Origin of the sequence: Acidisoma sp. PAMC 29798 (assembly GCF_030252425.1) — a bacterium.
Lineage (GTDB): Bacteria > Pseudomonadota > Alphaproteobacteria > Acetobacterales > Acetobacteraceae > Acidisoma > Acidisoma cladoniae.
Map to the genome: position 1 here is coordinate 1,713,925 of NZ_CP126994.1, position 20,855 is coordinate 1,734,779.

At 63.8% G+C, this 20,855-nt stretch carries 27 protein-coding genes; 17 read left to right on the top strand and 10 right to left on the bottom strand.

Going from position 1 to position 20,855, the window contains the following annotated elements; genetic code table 11:
* The first annotated feature begins 25 nt into the window (after positions 1–25).
* From QP803_RS08210 to QP803_RS08245, 8 genes are read left to right on the top strand one after another with little or no spacing between them, the layout of a single operon-like run.
* The gene (locus QP803_RS08210) at positions 26–961 is read left to right on the top strand and encodes an AEC family transporter (RefSeq protein WP_284947281.1); all 936 of its coding nucleotides are present in this window, start codon (positions 26–28) and stop codon (positions 959–961) included.
* A gap of 55 nt (positions 962–1,016) precedes the next feature.
* A complete protein-coding gene (gene mdcA / locus QP803_RS08215; protein ID WP_284947282.1) occupies positions 1,017–2,660 on the top strand; it encodes a malonate decarboxylase subunit alpha in 1,644 nt (547 codons plus the stop codon).
* Between the two features lie 11 nt (positions 2,661–2,671).
* Positions 2,672–2,983 carry a malonate decarboxylase acyl carrier protein gene (mdcC, locus tag QP803_RS08220; protein WP_284947283.1) on the top strand — a complete coding sequence of 104 codons (312 nt, stop codon included), beginning with the start codon at positions 2,672–2,674 and terminating at the stop codon, positions 2,981–2,983.
* Complete coding sequence (locus tag QP803_RS08225; protein ID WP_284947284.1) at positions 2,983–3,894, top strand: biotin-independent malonate decarboxylase subunit beta; 912 nt, start codon at positions 2,983–2,985, stop codon at positions 3,892–3,894. The genes mdcC and QP803_RS08225 overlap by 1 nt, the downstream gene beginning before the upstream one ends.
* Complete coding sequence (locus tag QP803_RS08230; protein WP_284947285.1) at positions 3,881–4,609, top strand: biotin-independent malonate decarboxylase subunit gamma; 729 nt, start codon at positions 3,881–3,883, stop codon at positions 4,607–4,609. Before QP803_RS08225 ends, QP803_RS08230 begins: the two co-directional genes overlap by 14 nt.
* Complete coding sequence (mdcG, locus tag QP803_RS08235; RefSeq protein ID WP_284947286.1) at positions 4,606–5,226, top strand: malonate decarboxylase holo-[acyl-carrier-protein] synthase; 621 nt, start codon at positions 4,606–4,608, stop codon at positions 5,224–5,226. Before QP803_RS08230 ends, mdcG begins: the two co-directional genes overlap by 4 nt.
* On the top strand, positions 5,223–6,065 hold the full coding sequence (mdcB, locus tag QP803_RS08240; protein WP_284947287.1) for a triphosphoribosyl-dephospho-CoA synthase MdcB: 843 nt from the start codon (positions 5,223–5,225) through the stop codon (positions 6,063–6,065). Before mdcG ends, mdcB begins: the two co-directional genes overlap by 4 nt.
* Complete coding sequence (locus tag QP803_RS08245; RefSeq protein WP_284947288.1) at positions 6,062–6,991, top strand: ACP S-malonyltransferase; 930 nt, start codon at positions 6,062–6,064, stop codon at positions 6,989–6,991. The genes mdcB and QP803_RS08245 overlap by 4 nt, the downstream gene beginning before the upstream one ends.
* Before the next feature lie 32 nt (positions 6,992–7,023).
* On the opposite strand, the gene QP803_RS08250 is transcribed toward QP803_RS08245, so the two are convergent.
* From QP803_RS08250 to QP803_RS08260, 3 genes are all read right to left on the bottom strand, one after another.
* Positions 7,024–7,533, bottom strand: coding sequence for a DUF2852 domain-containing protein (locus QP803_RS08250; RefSeq protein WP_284947289.1), 510 nt, complete (start codon positions 7,531–7,533; stop codon positions 7,024–7,026).
* A gap of 83 nt (positions 7,534–7,616) precedes the next feature.
* Positions 7,617–8,246 carry a TetR/AcrR family transcriptional regulator gene (locus QP803_RS08255; protein ID WP_284947290.1) on the bottom strand — a complete coding sequence of 210 codons (630 nt, stop codon included), beginning with the start codon at positions 8,244–8,246 and terminating at the stop codon, positions 7,617–7,619.
* A 44-nt stretch (positions 8,247–8,290) separates the two neighbouring features.
* Positions 8,291–9,163 (bottom strand): aldo/keto reductase family oxidoreductase, encoded by an 873-nt coding sequence (locus tag QP803_RS08260; RefSeq protein WP_284947291.1) that lies wholly within the window; start codon positions 9,161–9,163, stop codon positions 8,291–8,293.
* A 93-nt stretch (positions 9,164–9,256) separates the two neighbouring features.
* Here QP803_RS08260 and QP803_RS08265 point away from each other — a divergent pair, with 93 nt between their 5' ends.
* Genes QP803_RS08265 through QP803_RS08275 form a run of 3 tightly spaced genes read left to right on the top strand, consistent with a single transcriptional unit; the run spans position 9,257 to position 11,485 of the window.
* Positions 9,257–10,171, top strand: coding sequence for a LysR family transcriptional regulator (locus QP803_RS08265; RefSeq protein WP_284947292.1), 915 nt, complete (start codon positions 9,257–9,259; stop codon positions 10,169–10,171).
* Between the two features lie 54 nt (positions 10,172–10,225).
* Positions 10,226–10,879, top strand: coding sequence for a DsbA family oxidoreductase (locus tag QP803_RS08270; RefSeq protein ID WP_284947293.1), 654 nt, complete (start codon positions 10,226–10,228; stop codon positions 10,877–10,879).
* Positions 10,880–10,894: 15 nt separating this feature from the next.
* Complete coding sequence (locus tag QP803_RS08275; RefSeq protein WP_284947294.1) at positions 10,895–11,485, top strand: hypothetical protein; 591 nt, start codon at positions 10,895–10,897, stop codon at positions 11,483–11,485.
* A 43-nt stretch (positions 11,486–11,528) separates the two neighbouring features.
* Here the strand turns inward: QP803_RS08275 and QP803_RS08280 are convergent, their stop codons facing one another.
* Together QP803_RS08280 and QP803_RS08285 are read right to left on the bottom strand one after the other, a co-directional pair.
* Positions 11,529–12,776: a metallophosphoesterase family protein gene (locus QP803_RS08280; RefSeq protein ID WP_284947295.1), complete on the bottom strand. Its 1,248-nt coding sequence runs from the start codon at positions 12,774–12,776 to the stop codon at positions 11,529–11,531.
* Between the two features lie 57 nt (positions 12,777–12,833).
* Positions 12,834–13,892 (bottom strand): HoxN/HupN/NixA family nickel/cobalt transporter, encoded by a 1,059-nt coding sequence (locus QP803_RS08285; RefSeq protein ID WP_284947296.1) that lies wholly within the window; start codon positions 13,890–13,892, stop codon positions 12,834–12,836.
* A gap of 97 nt (positions 13,893–13,989) precedes the next feature.
* Here QP803_RS08285 and QP803_RS08290 point away from each other — a divergent pair, with 97 nt between their 5' ends.
* The 4 genes from QP803_RS08290 to QP803_RS08305 all read left to right on the top strand — a co-directional run bounded on the left by QP803_RS08290 (position 13,990) and on the right by QP803_RS08305 (position 16,367).
* Positions 13,990–14,403, top strand: coding sequence for a hypothetical protein (locus QP803_RS08290; RefSeq protein ID WP_284947297.1), 414 nt, complete (start codon positions 13,990–13,992; stop codon positions 14,401–14,403).
* Between the two features lie 85 nt (positions 14,404–14,488).
* Entirely contained in the window at positions 14,489–14,866 is a 378-nt protein-coding gene (locus QP803_RS08295; RefSeq protein ID WP_284947298.1) for a copper resistance CopC family protein, read from the top strand.
* A 2-nt stretch (positions 14,867–14,868) separates the two neighbouring features.
* Positions 14,869–15,777 carry a copper resistance D family protein gene (locus QP803_RS08300; protein WP_284947299.1) on the top strand — a complete coding sequence of 303 codons (909 nt, stop codon included), beginning with the start codon at positions 14,869–14,871 and terminating at the stop codon, positions 15,775–15,777.
* Between the two features lie 2 nt (positions 15,778–15,779).
* Positions 15,780–16,367, top strand: a complete 588-nt coding sequence (locus QP803_RS08305; RefSeq protein WP_284947300.1) for an SCO family protein — start codon at positions 15,780–15,782, stop codon at positions 16,365–16,367.
* On the opposite strand, the gene QP803_RS08310 is transcribed toward QP803_RS08305, so the two are convergent.
* On the bottom strand, positions 16,351–16,905 hold the full coding sequence (locus QP803_RS08310; protein WP_284947301.1) for a TetR/AcrR family transcriptional regulator: 555 nt from the start codon (positions 16,903–16,905) through the stop codon (positions 16,351–16,353). The genes QP803_RS08305 and QP803_RS08310 overlap by 17 nt on opposite strands.
* 57 nt (positions 16,906–16,962) lie before the next feature.
* Between QP803_RS08310 and QP803_RS08315 the strand changes: the two genes are divergently transcribed.
* Together QP803_RS08315 and QP803_RS08320 are read left to right on the top strand one after the other, a co-directional pair.
* Positions 16,963–17,439 (top strand): monooxygenase family protein, encoded by a 477-nt coding sequence (locus QP803_RS08315; protein WP_284947302.1) that lies wholly within the window; start codon positions 16,963–16,965, stop codon positions 17,437–17,439.
* A 271-nt stretch (positions 17,440–17,710) separates the two neighbouring features.
* A complete protein-coding gene (locus QP803_RS08320; RefSeq protein WP_284947303.1) occupies positions 17,711–18,709 on the top strand; it encodes an SLAC1 anion channel family protein in 999 nt (332 codons plus the stop codon).
* Between the two features lie 18 nt (positions 18,710–18,727).
* On the opposite strand, the gene QP803_RS08325 is transcribed toward QP803_RS08320, so the two are convergent.
* From QP803_RS08325 to QP803_RS08340, 4 genes are all read right to left on the bottom strand, one after another.
* Complete coding sequence (locus QP803_RS08325) at positions 18,728–19,018, bottom strand: hypothetical protein (protein ID WP_284947304.1); 291 nt, start codon at positions 19,016–19,018, stop codon at positions 18,728–18,730.
* A gap of 220 nt (positions 19,019–19,238) precedes the next feature.
* A complete protein-coding gene (locus QP803_RS08330; protein WP_284947305.1) occupies positions 19,239–19,391 on the bottom strand; it encodes a hypothetical protein in 153 nt (50 codons plus the stop codon).
* A gap of 154 nt (positions 19,392–19,545) precedes the next feature.
* The gene (locus QP803_RS08335; protein ID WP_284947306.1) at positions 19,546–20,022 is read right to left on the bottom strand and encodes a hypothetical protein; all 477 of its coding nucleotides are present in this window, start codon (positions 20,020–20,022) and stop codon (positions 19,546–19,548) included.
* Positions 20,023–20,312: 290 nt separating this feature from the next.
* Positions 20,313–20,726, bottom strand: a complete 414-nt coding sequence (locus QP803_RS08340) for a hypothetical protein (RefSeq protein WP_284947307.1) — start codon at positions 20,724–20,726, stop codon at positions 20,313–20,315.
* Positions 20,727–20,855 lie beyond the last annotated feature (129 nt).

Here is a 20,855-nt window from a genome sequence, read left to right on the forward strand (position 1 = left end):
CGCCGATCACGGGGAGAAATCCGTCTTGCTGAAGATCATCTTGGATGCGCTGGTGCCGGTCTTTTTTGGCATGGGTCTCGGTTATATTGGCGGCTGGACACGCGATCTCGACAACAAGCATGTCGGCGAACTCAATGCCCTGGTCATGGACTTCGCAGTTCCGGCCGCGATTTTCGCGACCGTGGTGCAGGCCTCGCGCAGCACCTTGTTCCAGCAATTGCCCTTGGCCGGCATCCTGTCGCTGTCGATGGTCATCCTCTATGTCCTGACCTACGTCATGGTGCGCCGCGTATGGCATGTGCCGGCCGGTGAGGCCTCGGTTCAGGCGCTCACGACGTCGCTGCCGAATTACGCCTCGGCCGGCCTACCGCTGATCGCGGCCTTGCTCGGCGCCGCCCATCTGGTGTCGGTCGCCGTGGCCATCGCCTGCGGCTCCATCGTCGTCTCCCCCATCACCCTGATCATTCTTTCGCGAAGCTCGCAGAAGCCGGGGCAGGGCAGCATCGGGCAGGCATTCCTCGCCACCTTCAAGAAGCCTATCGTTCTGGCACCACTGATCGCGGTTGCTTTCGTGTTGACAGGCGTAGGATTGCCCGAGCCGCTGCAGCGCTCCTTCTCCCTCATGGGGCAGGTGGGTGGCGGTGCGGCCTTGTTCCTGACCGGCCTCATTCTCTCGGCACAAAAGGTCCGGCTGAGTGGCAGCGTCAGTCTCCAGACCCTTTTCGCCAATGTCGCCCATCCGTTGCTCGCGGCCGGGCTAGCCTGGATCTTCGCGGTGTCGCCCTTGACGGCGCGGGAGGCGATCGTGCTGTCGGCGCTTCCCGTGGGCTTCTTCGGCATTCTGTTCGGGTTGCGCTTCGGCGTGGCCTCCGACGTGGTCGGCACCACACTGATCGCGAGCACGCTGCTCAGTGCCGTCACGCTTGCGGCGGCAATCTATTTCACGGCCGGCATGGGCTAGCGGCGACCATTTCCAGGCCGCGTTCTTGTTGGAATTATAACGGGAGTTGAACCACATGGCCGAATGGCAAACCGAACGGACGGCCCGTGACGCGCGACTGGCGGCGGGTAAGGTTTTCGCGAAGGGCAAGATGGTCGCGCCTGCGGATGTGACCAAGCTGCTCGAAGCGGTGATCCGTACCGGCGATCGCGTCTGTCTTGAGGGCGACAACCAGAAACAAGCAGATTTCCTGGCCGAGGCGCTTGTGAAAGTCGATGTCGCGCGCATCCACGATCTGCATATCGTGCAATCCGGCATCGTGCTTCCGGCCCATGTCGATCTGTTTGAGAAGGGCATCGCCAAGAAGCTCGACTTTTCCTATTCGGGTCCTCAGGGCGGCGCTATCGCGCGCGCCTTGAACGCCGGCAAGATCGAACTCGGCGCGATCCACACCTATATCGAACTCTTCGCGCGCTACTTCGTGGATCTGACGCCGCATGTGGCACTCACAGTCGCGCGCGCGGCGGATCATGACGGCAATCTGTATATGGGTCCGAATACCGAAGACTCGCCGTCGGTGATCGAGGCGACCGCCTTCAAAAGCGGTATCGTCATTGCCCAGGTCAATGAAGTTGTGGACAAACTGCCGCGCGTGGACGTTGCCGGTGACCGTGTCGATTTCGTTGTCGTCACGCCGAAGCCCTTCTATGTCGAGCCGCTGTTTACCCGCGACCCCGCCAATATCACCGAGACGCAGATTCTCGCGGCGATGATGGCCATCAAGGGCATCTACGCCGAATACGGCATCAAACGCCTCAATCACGGCATCGGCTATAATACTGCTGCGATCGAGTTGCTGTTGCCGACCTTCGCGGAAAAACTCGGGCTGAAGGGCAAGATCGCCACGCATTGGGCACTCAACCCACATCCGACGCTGATCCCGGCGATCGAATCCGGATGGGTGAAACAGATCCACAGCTTTGGCTCGGAAGTCGGCATGGACGCGTATATGCGCGCCCGGCCGGATATCTACTTCACCGGGCGCGATGGCTCGATGAGTTCCAATCGCATGTATTGCCAGGTCGCCGGCCTATACGCGACGGACCTCTTCATCGGCTCAACCTTGCAGATCGATTTGCAGGGCAATAGCTCGACCGTCACCACGGACCGCATCGCGGGCTTCGGCGGCGCGCCGAACATGGGCTCCGATCCGCATGGCCGCCGCCATCCCAGCGACCCTTGGCTGAAGGCGGGGCGGGAGGCGACGGACGGCGACCAGAGGCTGATGCGCGGCCGCAAGCTGGTCGTGCAGCTTGTGGAAACCTTCAGCGAAAAGATGGTGCCGGTCTTCGTCGAAAAGCTGGACAGCCTGGAACTCGCCAAGACCTTCAAGCTGGAACTCGCCCCGGTGATGATCTACGGCGATGACGTGACGCATATCATCAGCGAGGAAGGCATGGCCAATCTTCTGCTATGCCGGACGCCGGAAGAGCGTGAGCAGGCGATCCGTGGCATCGCCGGCTTCACGGAGGTCGGCCGCAAGCGCGATCATGCCATGGTCGCGAAGCTGCGCGCGCGCAAGATTATCCAGCGGCCGGAAGATCTCGGCATCAATCCGTTGGATGCGCAACGCGGGCTTTTGGCCGCGCAGTCGATCAAGGACCTCATGCATTGGTCGGGGAATCTCTATGCCCCGCCGAGCAAGTTCCGTAACTGGTAGGAGACGCGGATATGCAGACCCTGACGTTCAATCATACCGCAAAGCAGCGCCTGCCGGGTAAGAAGGACAGCGCCATCATCGGCGTCGTCGCCTCCGGCAATCTGGAAGTGCTGTTGGAGCGTGTTCTGCCCGATACCGATTGCGAAGTGATCATTGCGACGCCGGTGAAGGGCTATGACGAGACCTGGGCGGCCGTCGTCGCCGAATTCGTCGAGCGATCCTCACCAGGCGGCTTGCGCATTTCGATCAATGACGGCGGGGCGCGGCCCGACACGGTCTTTTTGCGACTGCTTCAAGGCAGCGCGCTGATGGAGGCCGAGTGATGGATCACGCTCACAGCAGTTGGCTCCAGGCGACGGCGCGCCAGCGCATTGCGGGTCTTTTGGATGCGAACAGCTTCCAGGAATTCATCGGGCCCGCCGCGCGCGTGCAGAGCCCGCATCTGCATCTGTTCGATCTGCCTTCGGCCTTTGATGACGGTGTGATCGTCGGTCGCGGCAGCCTCGACGGCACGCCCGTGCTGCTCGCGGCGCAGGAAGGTCAGTTCATGGGCGGCACCTTCGGGGAAGTCAGCGGCGCCAAGATCGTCGGTATTCTCCGTGCCGCGCGCGACCATACGGATCTGCCGCGCGTCGTGCTGCTGCTGCTCGACAGTGGTGGTGTGCGCTTGCAAGAAGCGAATGCGGGCGAACTCGCCGTGGCCGAGGTGATGCGCGCCGTGACGGAAGCCCGCCGTGCCGGCGTGGCGGTCATCGCCCTTGTCGGTGGTCGCGCCGGTGCCTTTGGTGGCGCCGGTCTAACGGCCGCGACCTGCTCGCGTATCGTCGTGTCAGAACAGGGCCGCATCAGCGTCTCGGGTCCCGAAGTCATCGAGACCAACAAGGGCGTCGAGGAATTCGACTCCCGTGACAAGGCGCTGGTCTGGAGCGTTTCGGGCGGCAAGAACCGCCGTTTGATCGGCGGCGCGGATGCCTTCACGGCCGATGCGATGGACGGGTTTCGCGCGGCGACGAAGGCTGTGCTCGCGCATGTGCCGAAGTTCGACCTCGCCACGCTTCAAGCGGAGCAGGCGCGACTTGCCGAGCGCCAGACAAGACTCGGTGGGTGTGAAGACGCGATATCGATGTGGACAATCCTCGGCATCGATCATCCCGAGGCGATCAGCGCGATGGACAATGACGCCTTCATTGCCCTCGCCAATGGCATCAAGGGAGCCAGCCATGACGCTCGATGAGATTCTCAAAAGCCTGTTCCCGACCGGGCATAATGTCACCGTCTCACAAGACGGCCTCATCACCGGCACGGCTTTGCGCAAAACCGGTGGACCCATCGCCGTCATCGGCGTGGCGAATGGCGTGGCGCTAGGAACGGCGGGCGTGTTGCCGCTGGCCGAGGCCGTGTTGCAGGTCGTCGCGGCCGGCGGCACGACGCCCATTCTCGTTCTTGTCGATACGCAGGGCCAGCTCATGGCCCGGCGGGATGAGATGCTGGGTCTGAACGAATATCTCGCCCATCTCGCCAAGTGCCTGCTGCTGGCCAGCCAGGAGGGCCATCGGACGATCGGTTTGGAATATGGCAAGGCGGCGGCGGGCGCTTTCCTCGCAACGGCGCTGGCCACGGATATGCTGATTGGCCTGCCGGGCGCGACGCCGACGGTGATGGATCTGCCCTCTGTCTCGCGCGTCACGAAGCTGCCGGTGAAAACGCTGGAGGAATTGGCCAAAACCACCTCCGTCTTCGCGCCGGGCTTGGAGCATATGGAACAAATGGGTGCGGTCGCCATCACTTGGGACCCGGCCAAGCCGTTGGACGCGCAGTTGGAGGAGGCCTTGGCCGCCGCCTCGCCGAAGGATATGCGCGATCAACTCGGTGCCGAGCGCAAAGGCCGGACCATGGCTGCGATGGTGGCGAAGCGCGTCATCGCCGAGGCGACCGGCACGCCCGCGTGACCCTGCGGCGGCACGATCTTTTGCAGGTTGCGCCTGCGGCTTGGGCCGCCATGCTCGTGCAGCATCCAGGCCTGGGCGATCTGCCTTTGGTCGCGGATTGGGCAGAACGAGGTTGGCCCGTGATCGTGCGGCGGCCGATGCCTGCGGATGCGCCGGACGCCATTCCGGCGGCCTTGCCGCTGCCACCGTGTCACGGCAAGCGCCGCGTCGCCTTTGCCTTTCCGGCGGGCGCTGAGGTGACGGCGCGACCGGCGGTCTTGTTGGGGGAGGCTGCATCATCGGCGCCCGCTTCGTGGCTGCCGGTGATCGCGGGTCTGCTCGGCCTCGGCGAACCGCGCGTCTTCGGGGCGCTGTTGTGGCAGCATCTGACCGGATTGACCTATCTCACCGAGCGATCGGATCTCGATCTGCTGTGGATGATTGGCGATCACCCGGCGGCGGATGCACTCGTGCAAGGGCTGCGGCGATTGGATGGGGCGGTGCGCCTTGACGGCGAGTTGGAACTGCCGGACGGCGTCGCCGTGAATTGGCGGGAATACGCCCAAGGCGGTGACATCCTTGCCAAATCCATGGCCGGCGTCCAAGCGCGATCCGTCGCGGGTTTGTTCGCGCCATGACCGCGCTCGCACCGCGTTTCGTCGCGCCGCTGTCGGAGGCCGTCGCGCATCAGGTGGCGCGCCTGGCGGCGGGCGCCTTGCGTGCCGAACTGGACACCTGGCCGAAACCTGGCCTCGTCAGCCATGTCGATTGCGGCAGCCATACCGACATGGACGCTGGCACCTTCCTTGCCAGCGCAACGGCGATCGAGCCCTTCTTCGCGGCGCTGGTCATCGCCGGTGCGACGGGGGCGGGCATGGACGGTTTGCGCGCCATCGGCCTGCAGGCGGAGGGCGCGATGCTGACCGCCACCGGTGGGGTCAATACCCATCGCGGCGCCATCTTCGGCCTCGGTTTGCTCTGCGCCGCAGCGGGGGCCAACGGGCGCGCATGGAACGCCGGCGCACTCTGCGCGACGGTCCGGCAACGCTGGGGGCAGGGGATTATACGCGGCCCGATTCCCCTGCGCAGCCATGGCACCGCGGCGTTGTTGCAATACGGCGCCGGCGGCGCGCGGGCACAGGCCGCTGCGGGCTTTCCGCATGCGCTGGAAATCGGGCTGCCTGCGCTGCGGTTGATGCCCGGTACCGGCAATGCCGGGCGGGTTCAGTGCTTCTTTGCCCTTCTTGCGACTGTAGAAGACACGAACTTGCTTCATCGTGGCGGTGCCGAGGGCTTACGGTTTGCGCAACAGGCGGCAGCCGGTTTTCTCGCCGCCGGCGGTGTCGCGCAACCGAATTGGCGCGACGCGGCAGAGGCCATCCACCATGCCTTCGTCGCGCGAAATCTCAGCCCGGGCGGTTGTGCGGATTTGCTGGCGATCACGCTGTTCCTCGATGCTTTGGAGCGTCATACATGACGGGCATCGCCATCCTCTGCTCGGGCCAAGGGGCGCAAAGCGCCGGTATGTTCGATCTGCTGGCCGATGCACCGGAAGCAGCCCCTGTCTTCGCAGCCGCCAAGGCCGCGCTCGGCGGGCGCGATGCGCGCGACCTCGTGCGCTCCGCGAGCAGCGCGGAAATCCACACCAATAAGGTCGGCCAAATTCTGTGTTGCACGCTCACCATGGCCGCCTGGGCAGTGATCGGCGAAGGCTTGCCGCGCCCGCTGGTCGTTGCCGGTTACAGCGTTGGGGAACTGGGCGCCTGGGGTGTCGCCGGCCTGCTGGACGCGGCGGGCGTGCTGGATCTCGCTGTGAAGCGCGCGATGGCGATGGATGCGGCGACAATCGAGCCCTCGGGCCTCGTCGCGATTCGCGGCCTACGGCGCGATGTGCTCGACCCGCTCTGTGCCGCGCTTGATGCGCATGTCGCCATCATCAACGCGCCGGACCAGATGATTGTCGGTGGCACGCAGGCATCGCTTGCGGCGGTCGTTCAAGCGGCCCAGGCCGCCGGCGCTGAGCGGACGACGATGCTGGCCGTCGCCGTCGCCTCGCATACGCCACTGCTCCGCGCTGCAAGCGATCGGTTTCGCCAGGATCTCGCGGCGACGACGTGGCCGTCGCAGATGCCGCCGGATATTCGGCTGCTGAGTGGCATCGATGGTGGGGCGGTGTTTGACGTGCCCGCGGGGCTCGACAAACTCGCCCGCCAAATCAAGCAGACGGTGGATTGGCAGGCCTGCATGGAGGCCTGCCGCGCCGCCGATGTCACGAAGATCATCGAGCTGGGACCGGGCAATGCGCTCGCCCGGATGATGGATGGCATCTTACCAGGCGCCGACGCGCATAGCCTGTCGGAGTTTCATAGTCTCGCCGGCTTCAGGCGATGGGCGGAGCGTTGATGGCGGATAACGCTGCGCTCATCCGCCCTCTATTACTCTGGCGGCGGGCTGGGCTCGGACGAAGGCGGCGCATTGCGGCGCTCGGCCATGAACTGGTCGAACTCAGCCTTGTCCTTGGCGAAGCGCAGCCGGTCGAGGAAGCCTGAGAACTCACCCTGCTCCTCCTCCAGCCGCCGCAGCGTTTCGGCGCGATATTCGTCGAAAGCGCTATTGCCGCTGGACGGTGCGGTGCGGCCGGAAAAGTTCGCTTTCCGGCCAGCCCAGGCGGCGGGTCCGCAGCCCTGAAAGCCCGATTGGCGGCCGAAGGCCCAGCGCCCCACGCGCTTGTTCCAGATCGACACGAACAGCAGCGCAAGGCCGACAGGCCACCAGATGAAGAAGCCGGTGATGGTGGCGGCGATCAGCAGCGGGCGGGAGAGCGACCAAAGGCCGAAATAGTCCAGCGGCCATCCGGTGGCCTCAGGTGGTTTTCTCGCACCATCCCAGGGTGCTTGGCCCATCCCAGGATTGCCGTAGGCACCTCGGTTCGCAGCGCCGGACATGATGTTGGTCCTATGTGAATGTAAAACACATTTACATTTATGAGCGAGATCGTCGCGGCGTCAAGGAGTTTGCGCGTCGGTTCCTATTTTCCGCCGGCGAGGCCGAGGCTTTGCAGATAGAGCAGGACCCCGGCTTCCAGCAGATCCTCAGGCGACATGGGCAGCTTCCGGCGCCCGGCATCAGCGCGGCAAAACAAGGAGGCGATGCCGTGGGACATCGCCCAGACATGCAGCGCCACCATCAGCGCCGGCGGCCGGCCGGCGCGGGTGGCCGATGCGGTCAGCGTTTCCGCCGCGTGGCGTACCACCAGAAACGCCCGGTCACTGGCGGCGAGCAGGCCGGGATGCGCCTCGGCATCGATTCGCGCCTCAAACATGGCGGCGTAGAAGGCGGGCTCGGCGCGCGCAAAGGCCAGATAGGCGCGGCCGATATTCTCGAAGGCCTGGATCGGTTCAGGTTTGCCGTCGTGCCAGGCTTGGCGCAGAGCGACAGTCAACCGCTCGTAGCCGCGCAAAGCTACCTCCGCCACCAAGGCTTCGGCGTCACGGAAGTGGCGATAGGGCGCGCCGGGGCTGACGCCCGCCCGGCGCGCGGCTTCCGCGATCGTGAAGCCCGCTGGGCCGCTTTCGGCAATCAGCGTCTGCGCCGCTTCGACCAGCGCCTCACGCAGGTTGCCGTGGTGGTAGCCGCGTCGCTGTCCGGTCCAACTCATGCGACGCGATTACGCCATGTGAGGGAAATTTACATCCCATTCGATCAGACGGCGCGCCCGATCCCATCGAGCGTCGACAGCACCTCAGGCGGCAGCGCGATCTCCGCCACGTCGAGATTCTCCTGCAGATGCCCGACCGAAGACGTGCCGGGGATCAGCAGGATATTCGGCGAGCGCTGCAGCAACCAGGCGAGGGCCACCTGCATCGGAGTCACGCCGAGGCCGCGCGCGACATCGGAAAGCGCGGTCGATTGCAGGGGCGTGAAGCCGCCGAGCGGGAAGAAGGGCACATAGGCGGTGCCGGCGGCGGCGAGTTCGTCGATCAGCGCATCATCGTCCCGGTGTGCGAGATTATAGAGATTCTGCACGCAGACGATGTCGCAGATGCGCCGCCCATCCGCGACTTGCGTGGCGGTGACGTTGCTCAACCCGATGTGGCGCACCAGGCCCTGCCGCTGCAAATCGGCGAGCACCGTCAACGGCGCCTCCAATGAGCCTTCCACGGGATGATGGGGGTTCAACATGCTGCGCAGATTGACGATCTCCAGCACATCGAGGCCCAGATTGCGGAGGTTGTCATGCACCGCCTGCGTCAGTTCCTCCTTCGACATCGCCGGGATCCAGCCGCCCTTCTCATCGCGGCGCGCGCTGATCTTGGTGACGATGACGAGATCATCGGGATAGGGATGCAGCGCCTCCCGGATGATCTGGTTGGTGACATGCGGGCCATAGAAGTCGCTGGTGTCGATGTGGTTGACGCCGCTTGCCACCGCCGCCCGCAACACCGCAAGGGCGCCATCATGGTCCTTCGGCGGCCCAAAAACACCGGGGCCGGCGAGCTGCATGGCGCCGTAGCCCATGCGCTTCACCATGCGGTCGCCGAGGGTGAAGGTACCCGCTTTGCTGATATCGGTCATGGTCATTCTCCTTGTGACTGACCGTGATGTAAGCCCTCCCACTCTGCACGATAATAAGGCATAATCGGCACAGGCTGTGCGGTAGGTCGAACAATGGCAGCGGATCTTGGTGACCTGACGGCCTTTGTGGCGGTCGCGCGCGCAGGTGGCTTTCGCGAAGGCGCGCGGCTGAGCGGCGGCAGCGCCTCCAGCCTCAGCGAGGCCGTGCGTCGGCTCGAAGACCGGCTCGGCGTCCGCCTGCTCAACCGCACAACGCGCAGCGTGGCGCCGACCGAAGCCGGCGCCCGCCTGCTTGACCGCCTTGGCCCCGCGCTCGGTGAGGTTGAGGCCGCGCTTGATGTGGTGAACGGCTTTCGCGATCGCCCGGCCGGCATGCTGCGGCTAAACGTGCCCGTCAGCGCAGCGCGGCTGGTTCTGCCCGCCATCGTGCCGGCCTTCCTCGCGGCCTATCCGGACATCGAACTTGAGGTGATCGCCGAAGACGGTTTCGTCGATATCCTCGCGGCGGGATGCGATGCGGGCATCCGCTATGATGAGCGGCTGGAGCAGGACATGATCGCGGTGCCGATCGGTCCCCGCACGCAGCGGTCCGCGACCGCAGCCGCGACCGCTTATCTCGACCGCCGAGGCCGCCCCGTGCATCCGCGGGACTTGCTGGAGCATGCCTGCCTGCGGGGTCGGTTCAAAAGCGGGGCGATGACGGACTGGGAATTCGAGCGGGACGGGGAGGTGGTCATCGTGGAGCCGAGAGGCCCGCTCATCGTGCGCGTGGGGGAGGGCACGGATCTCGCCGTCCAGGCGGCCATTGCCGGCAGCGGCATCATCCAATTGTTCGAGGAATGGCTGCGTCCGCATCTGGAAAGCGGCGCGCTCGAACCGGTGCTGGAGCCTTGGTGGCAGCGCTACTCGGGTCCGTTTCTGTATTATCCGGGGCGGCGTCATCTGCCGGCGCCGCTGCGCGCCTTCGTCGATTTCATCGCAAAACATCGGTTCGCAACTGTGGATTGAAGCATGGTCGGGGTGAGGCCATAATGGCGTTTCGCTGATCGAAAGGATGCGCCGATGGCCCGGCCGATGAAGATCGACTTCGTGTCGGATGTGTCCTGCCCCTGGTGCATCATCGGCCTGCGTGGGCTGGAGGAGGCATTGGCCCGAACCGGCGATGTGATCGATGCCGATATCCACTTCCAGCCCTTCGAGCTGAACCCCGACATGCCGCCTGAGGGCGAGAATATCGTCGACCATATTGGCGCGAAATATGGCTCGACGCCCGAGCAATCCGCGGCCTCCCGGCAAATGATCCGGGACCGCGCCGCCGCCGTGGGTTTTACCATGGCGATGTCCGATCAGAGCCGCATCTACAATACCTTCGACGCGCATCGCCTGCTGCATTGGGCTGAGCTGGAAGGCCGACAGGCGGCCCTGAAGCACGCCTTGTTCGACGCCTATTTCACGGAGGGGGAGAGCCCCGCCGATCATGACGTCCTGGTCGCGGCGGCCGAAAACGCGGGTCTAGACGGTGACACGGCGCGCGACATCCTCGCCTCGGGCCGCTTCGCCGAAGAGGTTCGCGCGGCCGAAGATCTGTGGCGGTCGCGCGGCATCAATTCGGTGCCGGCGGTTGTAATCGACGGGCGCTATCTGATTTCGGGCGGCCAACCGCCAGAGGCCTTCGAGCAGGCGTTGCGCCAAATCGCGGCCGAAGCGCCAGTCTAGCGAGCGGACACAGTCATGACGGCAGTGGTGCGGAGTTTGGCGCTTGCATCGGTCCTCCTTGCGAGCGCGATCCCTCAGGCGCGATGTGACAGCGCAGCTCTGGTGCCAATTTCGGGTGACCAGGAAGACCATCTGCGCAGTTACTTCGATCGGAATGCGCTTCCACACGGATCGTCGGATGCCACATTCCAGAACGGAGAGATGTTTCTCTTGCATGCGGACACAACAGAATCGTTAACCATTGCACCGATCCAGTTCGACACAGTGGTCAACATGTCCGGCCAGCACATGCGATTTGATTGCGGAGTCTTTGTGCTCGACGGTAAAAAGCGAGCCCACTTCGCGCGCACGACACCCGCGACCTCTGCTCTCGACTGCATGGGGCTCGACGCCGCCGGCGCGATGCCGGGTGAAGGGGCACGGCCGCGTCTTCTGTTTCTCTATGAAATGGACGGCTCTAGCTCAGCTAGTCGGTCTCAGGTTGCAGTCTTGACCTGGAACAACCGTCGTCAGCAGTACGAACCCGATTGGGCCACGTCGCGATCGCTGACCAGGCGATTGCCGCATCCGACGATCGATGCCGTGCGAGCTCTGCTCGCCAGGTAGGGCGGAAAAGCGTAGCGCATTCCGCCGTCAACGTGGATGGCTGTTACACCGGTCCCGCGTCTTCGCGAAGCAGTTGCGCGTCCTCGGCGGTCCATGTCTCGGTATAGATGCATGTGCCGTGAAGATCGACGTAATCGACGAGAAGCTGCTTGGACCGAAAGGTGAGACGGGCGAAGCCGTTCATGCCGAGATGCAGGTGTTCGTCGTTGTGATAGACACGCTCGTCGAGGAAGACGATAGGAACCTCCGGATGCGCGGGCGTCGTCGGCGCGAGATCGACGGGCATGCCAGCATGGCCGATGCAACGGCCAAAGGCTTCGACACCGTCTTTGACTGAGAATTTGTCGTAGATCGTCAGCCGATGCTCGTGGCCCCAGAACCACAGCACAGGCCGCTTGAAGAATGTCGCGAGCTGGGTTGCGGCTTTCGGATAAGCATGATCGAAGGCCGAAAAATACTGATGATGACTGAGCACGATAATGCCGCGTGCATCATCCTCGCTGGGCTTCAGGGTTTTCTCCAGCCAGTCGATCAGCAACGGCGGCAAAGCACAGTCCGGCTCTAGGATGGATTCGATGAAGGGCCAATTGACTGAATCATAGCCGGTGTCGATGCCGATCACCCGCCAATCATCATTCTCCAGACAGAAGAAGCTCGCCTGCTGACCTTGCGAGACGCCGTTTCGCATCTCCCCCAGCGACGGCAGGATATGCCTGAAATAGGCGATGCCACGCGCATACATTTCGTGATTGCCGAGGAGGGAAAAGCTCCCTCGGCTGCCGAGCGGCCAGGCGATGGGCGTAAAGTGGCTGCCTTGGACGGGCTGTCCGAGGAAGTTCTCTGCAACCTCCCGGCCGTCACCCATGTAATAGACGTCGCCGAGATGGATCGTGTAATGCGCGCGAAATCCTTCGATCTGCCGCGCCACCAGGGCGGCTTCGTCCGTGCCGGTGCCCCAATCGCCGGCGAGTGCGACACGCACCTCATCGCCATGCTCATCGCCTTGGAGGCGATAGATGCCGGACCCGTGGCCCTGGTAGGTTTGGAACGGATGACGTGGCCCAAAGCGATGCCGCACGTATTCGGCAAGCCAGCGCCAGGTCTGGGATGAGGCGAAGGCAGCGATCATGCGATAGGCGGGGGCAGGCGCCTCGGGCGTCGCGGTTTTGACACGCGGCCGAGGCGGCCGCGCGACCTTGCGGAGGAAGGCGTGGAACGGCGACCGCGCCAGCCCTCTCAGATCCTGCAAGTCCTTACCACCGGCCCGAGTGCCGCTATGGAACGGAGGCATCCAGTTGTTCATGCATCGTCACGGTAGATCGCACGGCAGCCCAAGCAAAACCTTGGCTTAGCCGATCTCGACCTCCAGCCGATCGTAGCCTTTGGCCCGATAGATGATCGCGGAAACAGCCCAGCTGACGACGAAGATGCCGATGATCAGATACCCGATGGTGCCGAAATGGTCGTTCAGCGCACCGATGCTATCCCAGAAGAACCCTTTCAGCGCGAGCTGGTCTTGAACGAGGCCGAGGCTTTCAATGCCGCCCACCACCAAAGCCACAATTACCGACACGAAGGTGATGGTCATATTGTAATACAGCTTGCGGATCGGCTTGACGAAGGCCCAGCCATAGGCCCCCAGCATCAGAATACTGTCAGTGGTATCGACCAGGGACATGCCGGCGGTGAACAGCGCCGGAAAGACCAGGATCGACCAAACCGATGTGCCGTGGGACGCCTGGGCCGCCGACATGCCCAACAGGCCCACCTCCGTCGCCGTATCGAAGCCAAGGCCAAACAGAAAGCCCAGGGGATACATGTGCCAACTGCGCCGAATGAGCGCGAAGATCGGCCGAAACAGCCGCGAAAGAAGCCCCCGACCGGCCAGCAGCATGTCGAGATCCTCATCGACATAAGGCGCGCCGCCCTTCACGCGCCGAAAGGTTCGATACACCGTCACCAAAATCACGAAGTTCATCGCGGCGATCGCGAGCAGGAACAGTGCCGAGACCAAGGTGCCGATGACACCGCCCACGGCTTGGAAGGCGCCGAACTGCGTCTTGAGCGCGGTCGCTGTCGCCGCGATGGCGACCGAGGCCATGATGACGATGGTGGAATGACCAAGCGAGAAGAAGAAGCCGACCGCGACCGGGCGCTTCCCCTCCTGCATCAGCTTGCGGGTGACGTTATCGATGGCGGCGATATGATCGGCATCCACGGCGTGGCGCAGGCCGAAGCCGTAGGCAAGAAACGCCAAGCTCAGCAGAACCGGATGGTGGTGGAAGGCAATGAGCGCCCAGGCCCAGGCGACGACATTACCGCCGATCAGGATCGTATAGAGACCAACGACCTTGAGCGGCAGGTTGCGACCGCTGTCGTTGAAAATATCGGCAATGACTCGTCGCATTGTCGCCCCGCACATGACCAGACTATCGTCCTCTTTCAGCACATCTGACGGGCGTCGTCGCGGCGGGAGTACGATTGGCAGGCACAGATTCGATGCTATGACATCGGCCGACATGCATTCCGCCTCCACCTCATCCGGTCGTTCGGTCTGGCGTCTCGTCCTGACGGTCATGCTCGGCCTTGCCTTGGCAAGCCGCTTGGCCTTGGGCGCGACCGTGCCGATGGTTCCGAGCGCGGCGTCTGATCCCATCGGGCGCTTGCAAGCCGTCATGGTCATGTGTGCGCCGGGGCAGACCAAACCGCCGCAAGCCCCCCGTCATCACGCTTCCTTCGATGACCTTTTGCTCGTCGAGCACGCGGACAATGCCCATGCCCTGATGGGCGCGCCGGCGCCTTTGCCACGCGCCGTGTTGGCCTGGACGATGGTCGCCTTCCCGCAAGTGTCATGGTCAGGCCCGCCCCGGCTGCGGCGGGCGGCTTGGCAGGCACGGGGACCGCCAAGCCGCCTCTGACGGCTTGTGCTGCATCGACAAATCCCTGTGCTGATCGACGTGACGGACGCCGCGCGTCCGTGCGTTCTCGAAGGACGATACCTCCATGAACAACCGCATCCTGGCGGCGGCTTTTGCCGCCACGCTTTTGAGCGCCACGCTTTTGAGCGCCACGGGCGCCTTCGCCCATGCCTATCCCCAAACCGAATTGCCTGCGAAAGGCAGCACCATCAAGACCGCACCCGCTGCCCTCTGGATCGAATTCGACGACGAACTCGAACCGAAGTTCACGGGCGTGAAGGTTACGGATGCCATGGGCATGGTGATGAGCGAAGGCCCCGCGACAGTCTCGGCGACGGATAGCCACCATCTGAGCATCGCTCTCAAGCCGCTCCCGCCCGGCCAATACACCGTGACCTGGCACGCGACTGATACGGATACGCATAAGACGCACGGCGTCTACAGCTTCACCGTCGCTCCGTAAGCGTGCCCAGCTTCGACCTCTCCGAGAGTGGCGGCATCGGTCTCGTCCTCAGTCGAGGCGTGACGGATGCCGCCGTGCTGATGGTTTTCGGCACGCTCATCTTCCGGGCGGTCGTGGCGCCGGCGGGCTTCGCCTTGCTGCCCTTGCCCGAGGCCGCCGCCTTTCGGCGGCGGCTGGCGCGCCAGGGCAGTGTGCTGGCCGCGATCGCGCTGCTCGCAATGGCCCTCTGGCTGGTCCTGGTGGCGCGGTCCTTGGCCGATGCGACAGGATTTGGCGCATCCATCGATGCCGTCTGGACGGTGGTCCACGACACCAGCTTCGGTCATGTTCTGGTCGCAGAATGCGGCGCGCTGGTGCTCGTGCTCGTGGCACTCATGCTGCCGGCACCGCTTGACCTTCTCTCCCTCGCGCCGGGGGCGATCATGATTGTTCTTCACGCCTGCCACGGCCATGCCTTCGGCATGGGCCTGCCGGTGCTGCGCGTCTCTGTCACCGCTCATCTATTGGCGGCGGGCGCGTGGTTGGGGTCGCTTCCCGCCCTGGCCCTCGCGGTGCGCCGGCTGCCACCCTCCGTGTCGGCGGCGCTGGCGCGCCGCTTTTCACCCGTGGGTCTCGTCTGCGTGTCCGTTCTTGCCGTCACGGCCTTCTATCAAGGCGTCATCCTGATCAGCAGTTGGTCGTTCCTCGCCCACAGCGCCTATGGCTGGACGGCGCTTCTCAAGCTGCTTCTGTTCCTGCTGCTGCTGGGTGTGGCGGCCTTCAATCGCGTCTATGCGACGCCGCGCCTGGCAAGCGCGCGCGGCGGCCCGCCAACTTTGCTTTACGCTATCACGCTAGAGATCGGCCTGGGCTTTGCCGTTATTCTCGCAGCCGGGCTGCTTGCCAGCCTGTCACCGGGGATGCGGATGTGAGGGTGGCCAAATGGAAGCGGGCGGTTGCCGGTCTCGCCTTGCTTCTGGCGGCGTCGGTCAGTCTTTTTGCCTTGATGCAGGGCGGAGAAAGGCAGCCGACCGCCAGCGTCGGCGGCCCGTTCCAGCTCGTGGATTCCCAGAAGCGCGTCGTGACGGACCGCGATTTCCGAGGTCACGATATGCTCGTGTATTTCGGGTATACGTCCTGCCCCGATATTTGCCCGACGACCCTGGCCTCCGTCATCCAAGCCCTGAACCAGCTTGGCCCTCGCGGCGACGGCATCCAGCCTATATTCATCACGATCGATCCCAAGCGGGACACGCCGGCGGTCATCGGGCGCTATGTCGCGGCCTTTTCCCCGCGTCTGATCGGCCTGACGGGCACGGCTGCGCAGATCCGGGCCGTCGAGGCGGCCTATCACGTCGTCGTCAGGCCCGGTGTCGCGTCGCCCGACGGGTTGGAGGCGATCGACCATAGCGCGGTCCTCTACCTCATGGGGCCGGATGGTGCCTTCCTGGCGCCGCTGTCACCCCAGGCGTCACCCGCCACACTCGCCACGGATCTCGCCCGCTTCATCCACGCGGAGTAAGCGTCGCGAGACCGTCTACGAAGAGATCGAGAACCTGTCGGGCATGGTCAGGCTCAGCGGGCAGTCGTGCATCGAGCGTGAGTGTCGCGAGACCATGCACGATCGCCCAGGCGGCGGTGATCGCCGTTGGGGTCCGCCCGGGCACCATCTGCGCAATCCGGCGCGCCAACACGCCATAGGCCGTGTCGCCCCCGGGATCGCGGTCCACCTTTTCATACTCGGGCTCGGCGAACATCAATCGGAACAACGCCGGATGCGCGACCGCGAAGGTGATATAGGCGAGGCCTTGCCCGATCAGCGCGTCCCGATCGGTGTCCGCGCGATCGGCGTCGAGCAGCGTGGCCCGCAGCATCGCGAAGCCAGTATCCGTGACGGCGCGCATCAAGGAGGCCTTGTCGGCGAAATGCCGATACGGCGCCATGGCGGAGACGCCGGCGGCACGCGCCACGCCACGCAGCGTCAGCTCGGATGGGTGCTCGGTGAGAAGCCGCATCGCTTCCTGCACCAAACGCGATCGTAAGTCCTGTTTGAGATCCACGCTGTTTACACCGTAAGCACGCCCTGTTATGCTTACAATGTAAACAGAGGTATCGCCATGAAGCAAGGTGTTGTGCGGGAAACGGTCGACCTCAGCGCCTATCCTGATCTGGTCATGGTGCTGCTGGGGTTCAAAGCGCATCGCCTGCGCGCGATCCCGGCGCTGTTGAGCCTGGGGAAAGGCTTCGCGGAGATCCAGCGCAATCCGCCGGATGGTCTCTTGGGGGAGGAGCGGTCCCTGTTTGGCTGGAACCATATCGGCTTCCGGCAATATTGGCGCGATCTCGACTCTCTGCATCACTTCACGCGATCGGCGCCCCATGCGGGATGGTGGCGTGACTTTCTGAAAGACACGCGTGGCGCTGGGTTCTGGCATGAGGCCTATAGTGCCAAGGGCGGCATCGAAGCCATCTACGTGAACATGCCCAAGCGCATTGGGCTCGCGGGTTTCGCCCCTGTTCGAGACCCGGTCGGTTCGCTGATGTCGAGCCGCGACAGGCTGCGCGCCGACGCGCAGGCACGATCTGCCGCCTGATTGTGGATCGAGTTTCCCCTATTTCAGACTTGCGCTCTGGTTGAGATGAACGGCTGAGAGTGGCGCTGCGGCGTCGATGAGCGCTCTTTGAGTCGTGGCGCCCTAGGCCGAGGAGATCCAGCGCGATTTGATCCTAGACTATGCCAGCAACCTCGCGCTTTATCCTGCTTTTCAGGCCTATTTCCGAACATACCCGTGGTGGAAATGAGGAGCGAAGATCTGCTCCAAACTCCTGACGCATGAAAAACAGTCTGAGAGCGGAAACAGAAGCATGAGCGACAGCACAATCAGTGTCACCACCCACCACACAAAGTGGCGGTTCGATTATTTTCCCGTCGGCCTGTTCGGCTCCGTCATGGGCCTGACGGGACTTTCGGTGGCGTGGCGGTTGGCGCATCTGCGCTACGGCGCACCCGGCTGGGTGGCGGACGGGATCGGCACGGTCGCTGTCATCGCCTTCATCCTGATTGTGTTGGGCTATGGGCTGAAGGCCATCACGGCGCCCGACGCCGTGATGAAGGAGTTCCGTCATCCGATCGCCGGCAACTTGTTCGGCACATTTCTGATCAGCCTCTTGCTGCTCCCCATCGTTTTGGCCCCGGTCGCCCTTGATCTGGCGCGGATCCTGTGGGTGGCAGGGGCGATCGGCATGTTTGCCTTCGCTTGGATGATGGTCAGCCGGTGGATGAGCGACCGTCAAGCGATCGCCCACGCGACGCCCGCATGGATCGTGCCCGTTGTGGGCGTCTTGGACGTGCCATTGGCGCTGCCTAGCTTGGGGCTACCCCCGATGCACGGCGTCATGGTGTTGGGCCTGGCTGTCGGCCTGTTCTTCGCCGTGCCGCTGTTTACGCTGATCTTCTCGCGGCTGCTGTTCGAGCCGCCGATGCCGGACGCGCTGCAGCCGACGCTGCTGATCCTGGTTGCGCCCTTCGCCGTGGGGTTCTCCGCCTATGCTGTCACCTCCGGGCAGATCGATCTCTTCGCGCAGTCGCTCTATATGCTGACGCTGTTCATCCTGGCGGTGCTGTTGGGGCGGTTGCGCAACCTGATCGCCTGTTGCCCGTTCCGGATGGCTTGGTGGGCCGTGAGTTTTCCGCTCGCCGCCTCGTCCATCGCGGCCCTGCGCGTCGCGGCGGCAGAGCCGGGACTGATCACGGACGTGATCGCGCTCGGCTTGCTGGCCCTCGCGACGATGGTGATCGCGGGGTTGCTCGTGCGCACCTTGGTGGGCGTCGCTCGCGGGGAGTTGAAGACGCTGACAACGTAGCAGGCGGGGGATATTGGGTCATGAAAGCTCCTTCGGCGCGCTGGATGCGGCGTTCGGGCGCCTGATGAAGGTGACCGACGCATAGGCACCGATCCAGGAGCCCGCTGCCGCGAAGACGACGTAAATCCAATCCTGCGTATAGCTGATCACGGCGAAGGATGAGAGCAGATACCAGAGGCTGCTCCAGGTTGCGGCGGGCACCCGCTTTTGCCGCGCGATGGCGGAACTGAACATGACATAGACCGCATCCGTGGCGGCCGTCGCCACTACGACGCCCAGCGCGGTCAGAGAATTGATCGCCAGGTGCATTATGTCTTCCTGTGGCGGCGGTGGAGTCCAAGACAGGGACAGAGTGCGGGCGAACCGTCTGTTGTCTGGAAGGGGGGCTCTAGACGGACGCCTGACGCGCAATGCCGGGCGGACGGTGCTTACCGCTGCGCACGCCTTCGTGACTCGGCCCACCCAGCGTGAGGCCGATGTCGCACTGGTCCAGGCCACATCGCGTGGCCCGAATGCCCCGCTTGGTCGCTTAGGAGCGACGCGCGACCAAGGTGACGTCCACCGGGCGCTCGCCCCACAACTCATCCAAAGTCTCGGATTTCGCTGCATAGGCGTGGGTGAGGGCCTTGTTCTTGGTGCGCAGGTTGGCGTTGGCTCGCTCGAGCTTTTCGACGCGCGCCATCAAGTCCGCTTTGGTCGAAGGAAGAACCGTTTTTTGAGGCCGCGGCACGTGCTTCTCTCCATATCTTCTTTCGAAGATAAAACATTGTTTACGAATTATATCCAGGACTAATAATGATGTAATTGATTGAGCCGTCGTCCTGTAACAGAAAACGTTACGGCATATTATCCTGAGCGGTCCGCTGAACGGCAGTTGCCAGGAGAGACCGTTGTTCGGCCGTAAAGGCCACCGCCAAAGTGCAGGGGATATGGTGTACCGCGAGGTAAACCATGACCCAAAAAGCAGACTCGTTCAGGATCGGCTTCGCTTTCAAGAGCTCTCGTGGCGAGAGCGGGCTCAGGTCCAACAGGTCATTGGCCGGCCATTTGGACTGGCTTCCGGGAGGAAGAGTGACCCTTGCCGGTTCACCAGAGGGTCGCGGTGCGACGCGGCCCTTGTGCGTCTGTGCCGCCTTGGTGAGGTGATGCTTGATGATCGCGGCCTGGGCAGCCGAGCGATCGATTGTATGGGTGATCAACGCGGACTGACGCCTCAACGCGTCGATGCGCGCCTGCAAAGCTACCAACTCGGCTCTGAGGCTTAGGACATTGCCGATAACAGCGCCGAGGCGCGTATGCGTTTCAGGATCCATTTTGGCATCCTGGCAGGTCTCGCGCTCTGCTCCAAGGTGATCGTGTGTGCGGATGCCAGCAGCGCGCCGTTGCGGGCGATGCGGATGGCGGTTTTCAGAGGAAAAGGGGGGATATTCTGCAAAGGTCGATGTGGCATGTGGCGTCAGCGTTTCCGCGTGATCTGATTCACATCACATCGGATGTGTTGCCAATGTGATGGTAGAGGCAAGTCACATCACGCCGAGATGACAGTCAGCGATGACCGTTACTGCAAGGAGACGGCGCGGGCGTTCGCACACCGGCACGCCGCTTACTGGTAACTTCCGTCTGGAAGCCGACCATGAAACGCCGTGTTCCGGCAGTTGCCCCAGGGTCCGTGCCAATAGCCGGGAGGGCATCCATTTCCGGCCGCCGCAAAGCCGCCACCGGGCAGGGGCCCGCTATAGGGCGTGCTCCGGCATTCGCCCCATGGCCCACGCCACGATCCGGCAGCACAGCCGGTGCCATTTTTCACGTATCCGCCGCCTGGCGTCGGCCCGCTATAGGGTGTATTCCGGCATTCCCCCCACGGCCCGCGCCATGATCCGGCAGCACAGCCATCGGCCACGCGGACGAAGAGGTCGGACTGGCGATGGGACGATTGCAGCATCGTCGGCGACGATGCGGCCATCGCCATCGGGGCAAGCCCGACAACCAAGGCGAGAGTCACGAGGAAGCCGCGCATGTGGTTTTTCCTGACACGGTGCTTTGGAGCAACGAATTGCTCACGAAACAGAGTGTGCGATCCGGTCGGGAGCGGCAAGCCCCCATCGCGTATGTTGTCGTCGATCGGGAGGGAGGGTCGTCGCATGGT

Bases quoted from the DNA above. Each gene is read 5' to 3' on its own strand.
- QP803_RS08265 (WP_284947292.1), top strand. From the start codon at position 9,257: ATGGCAGCGGATCTTGGTGACCTGACGGCCTTTGTGGCGGTCGCGCGC.
- QP803_RS08330 (WP_284947305.1), bottom strand. From the start codon at position 19,391: ATGGCGCGCGTCGAAAAGCTCGAGCGAGCCAACGCCAACCTGCGCACC.
- mdcB (WP_284947287.1), top strand. From the start codon at position 5,223: ATGACCGCGCTCGCACCGCGTTTCGTCGCGCCGCTGTCGGAGGCCGTC.
- QP803_RS08285 (WP_284947296.1), bottom strand. From the start codon at position 13,892: ATGCGACGAGTCATTGCCGATATTTTCAACGACAGCGGTCGCAACCTG.
- QP803_RS08270 (WP_284947293.1), top strand. From the start codon at position 10,226: ATGGCCCGGCCGATGAAGATCGACTTCGTGTCGGATGTGTCCTGCCCC.
- QP803_RS08295 (WP_284947298.1), top strand. From the start codon at position 14,489: ATGAACAACCGCATCCTGGCGGCGGCTTTTGCCGCCACGCTTTTGAGC.
- QP803_RS08245 (WP_284947288.1), top strand. From the start codon at position 6,062: ATGACGGGCATCGCCATCCTCTGCTCGGGCCAAGGGGCGCAAAGCGCC.
- QP803_RS08315 (WP_284947302.1), top strand. From the start codon at position 16,963: ATGAAGCAAGGTGTTGTGCGGGAAACGGTCGACCTCAGCGCCTATCCT.
- QP803_RS08280 (WP_284947295.1), bottom strand. From the start codon at position 12,776: ATGCCTCCGTTCCATAGCGGCACTCGGGCCGGTGGTAAGGACTTGCAG.
- QP803_RS08290 (WP_284947297.1), top strand. From the start codon at position 13,990: ATGACATCGGCCGACATGCATTCCGCCTCCACCTCATCCGGTCGTTCG.
- mdcA (WP_284947282.1), top strand. From the start codon at position 1,017: ATGGCCGAATGGCAAACCGAACGGACGGCCCGTGACGCGCGACTGGCG.
- QP803_RS08230 (WP_284947285.1), top strand. From the start codon at position 3,881: ATGACGCTCGATGAGATTCTCAAAAGCCTGTTCCCGACCGGGCATAAT.
- QP803_RS08320 (WP_284947303.1), top strand. From the start codon at position 17,711: ATGAGCGACAGCACAATCAGTGTCACCACCCACCACACAAAGTGGCGG.
- QP803_RS08225 (WP_284947284.1), top strand. From the start codon at position 2,983: ATGGATCACGCTCACAGCAGTTGGCTCCAGGCGACGGCGCGCCAGCGC.
- QP803_RS08340 (WP_284947307.1), bottom strand. From the start codon at position 20,726: ATGCGCGGCTTCCTCGTGACTCTCGCCTTGGTTGTCGGGCTTGCCCCG.
- QP803_RS08335 (WP_284947306.1), bottom strand. From the start codon at position 20,022: ATGGATCCTGAAACGCATACGCGCCTCGGCGCTGTTATCGGCAATGTC.
- QP803_RS08260 (WP_284947291.1), bottom strand. From the start codon at position 9,163: ATGACCGATATCAGCAAAGCGGGTACCTTCACCCTCGGCGACCGCATG.
- QP803_RS08325 (WP_284947304.1), bottom strand. From the start codon at position 19,018: ATGCACCTGGCGATCAATTCTCTGACCGCGCTGGGCGTCGTAGTGGCG.
- QP803_RS08250 (WP_284947289.1), bottom strand. From the start codon at position 7,533: ATGTCCGGCGCTGCGAACCGAGGTGCCTACGGCAATCCTGGGATGGGC.
- QP803_RS08275 (WP_284947294.1), top strand. From the start codon at position 10,895: ATGACGGCAGTGGTGCGGAGTTTGGCGCTTGCATCGGTCCTCCTTGCG.
- mdcC (WP_284947283.1), top strand. From the start codon at position 2,672: ATGCAGACCCTGACGTTCAATCATACCGCAAAGCAGCGCCTGCCGGGT.
- QP803_RS08255 (WP_284947290.1), bottom strand. From the start codon at position 8,246: ATGAGTTGGACCGGACAGCGACGCGGCTACCACCACGGCAACCTGCGT.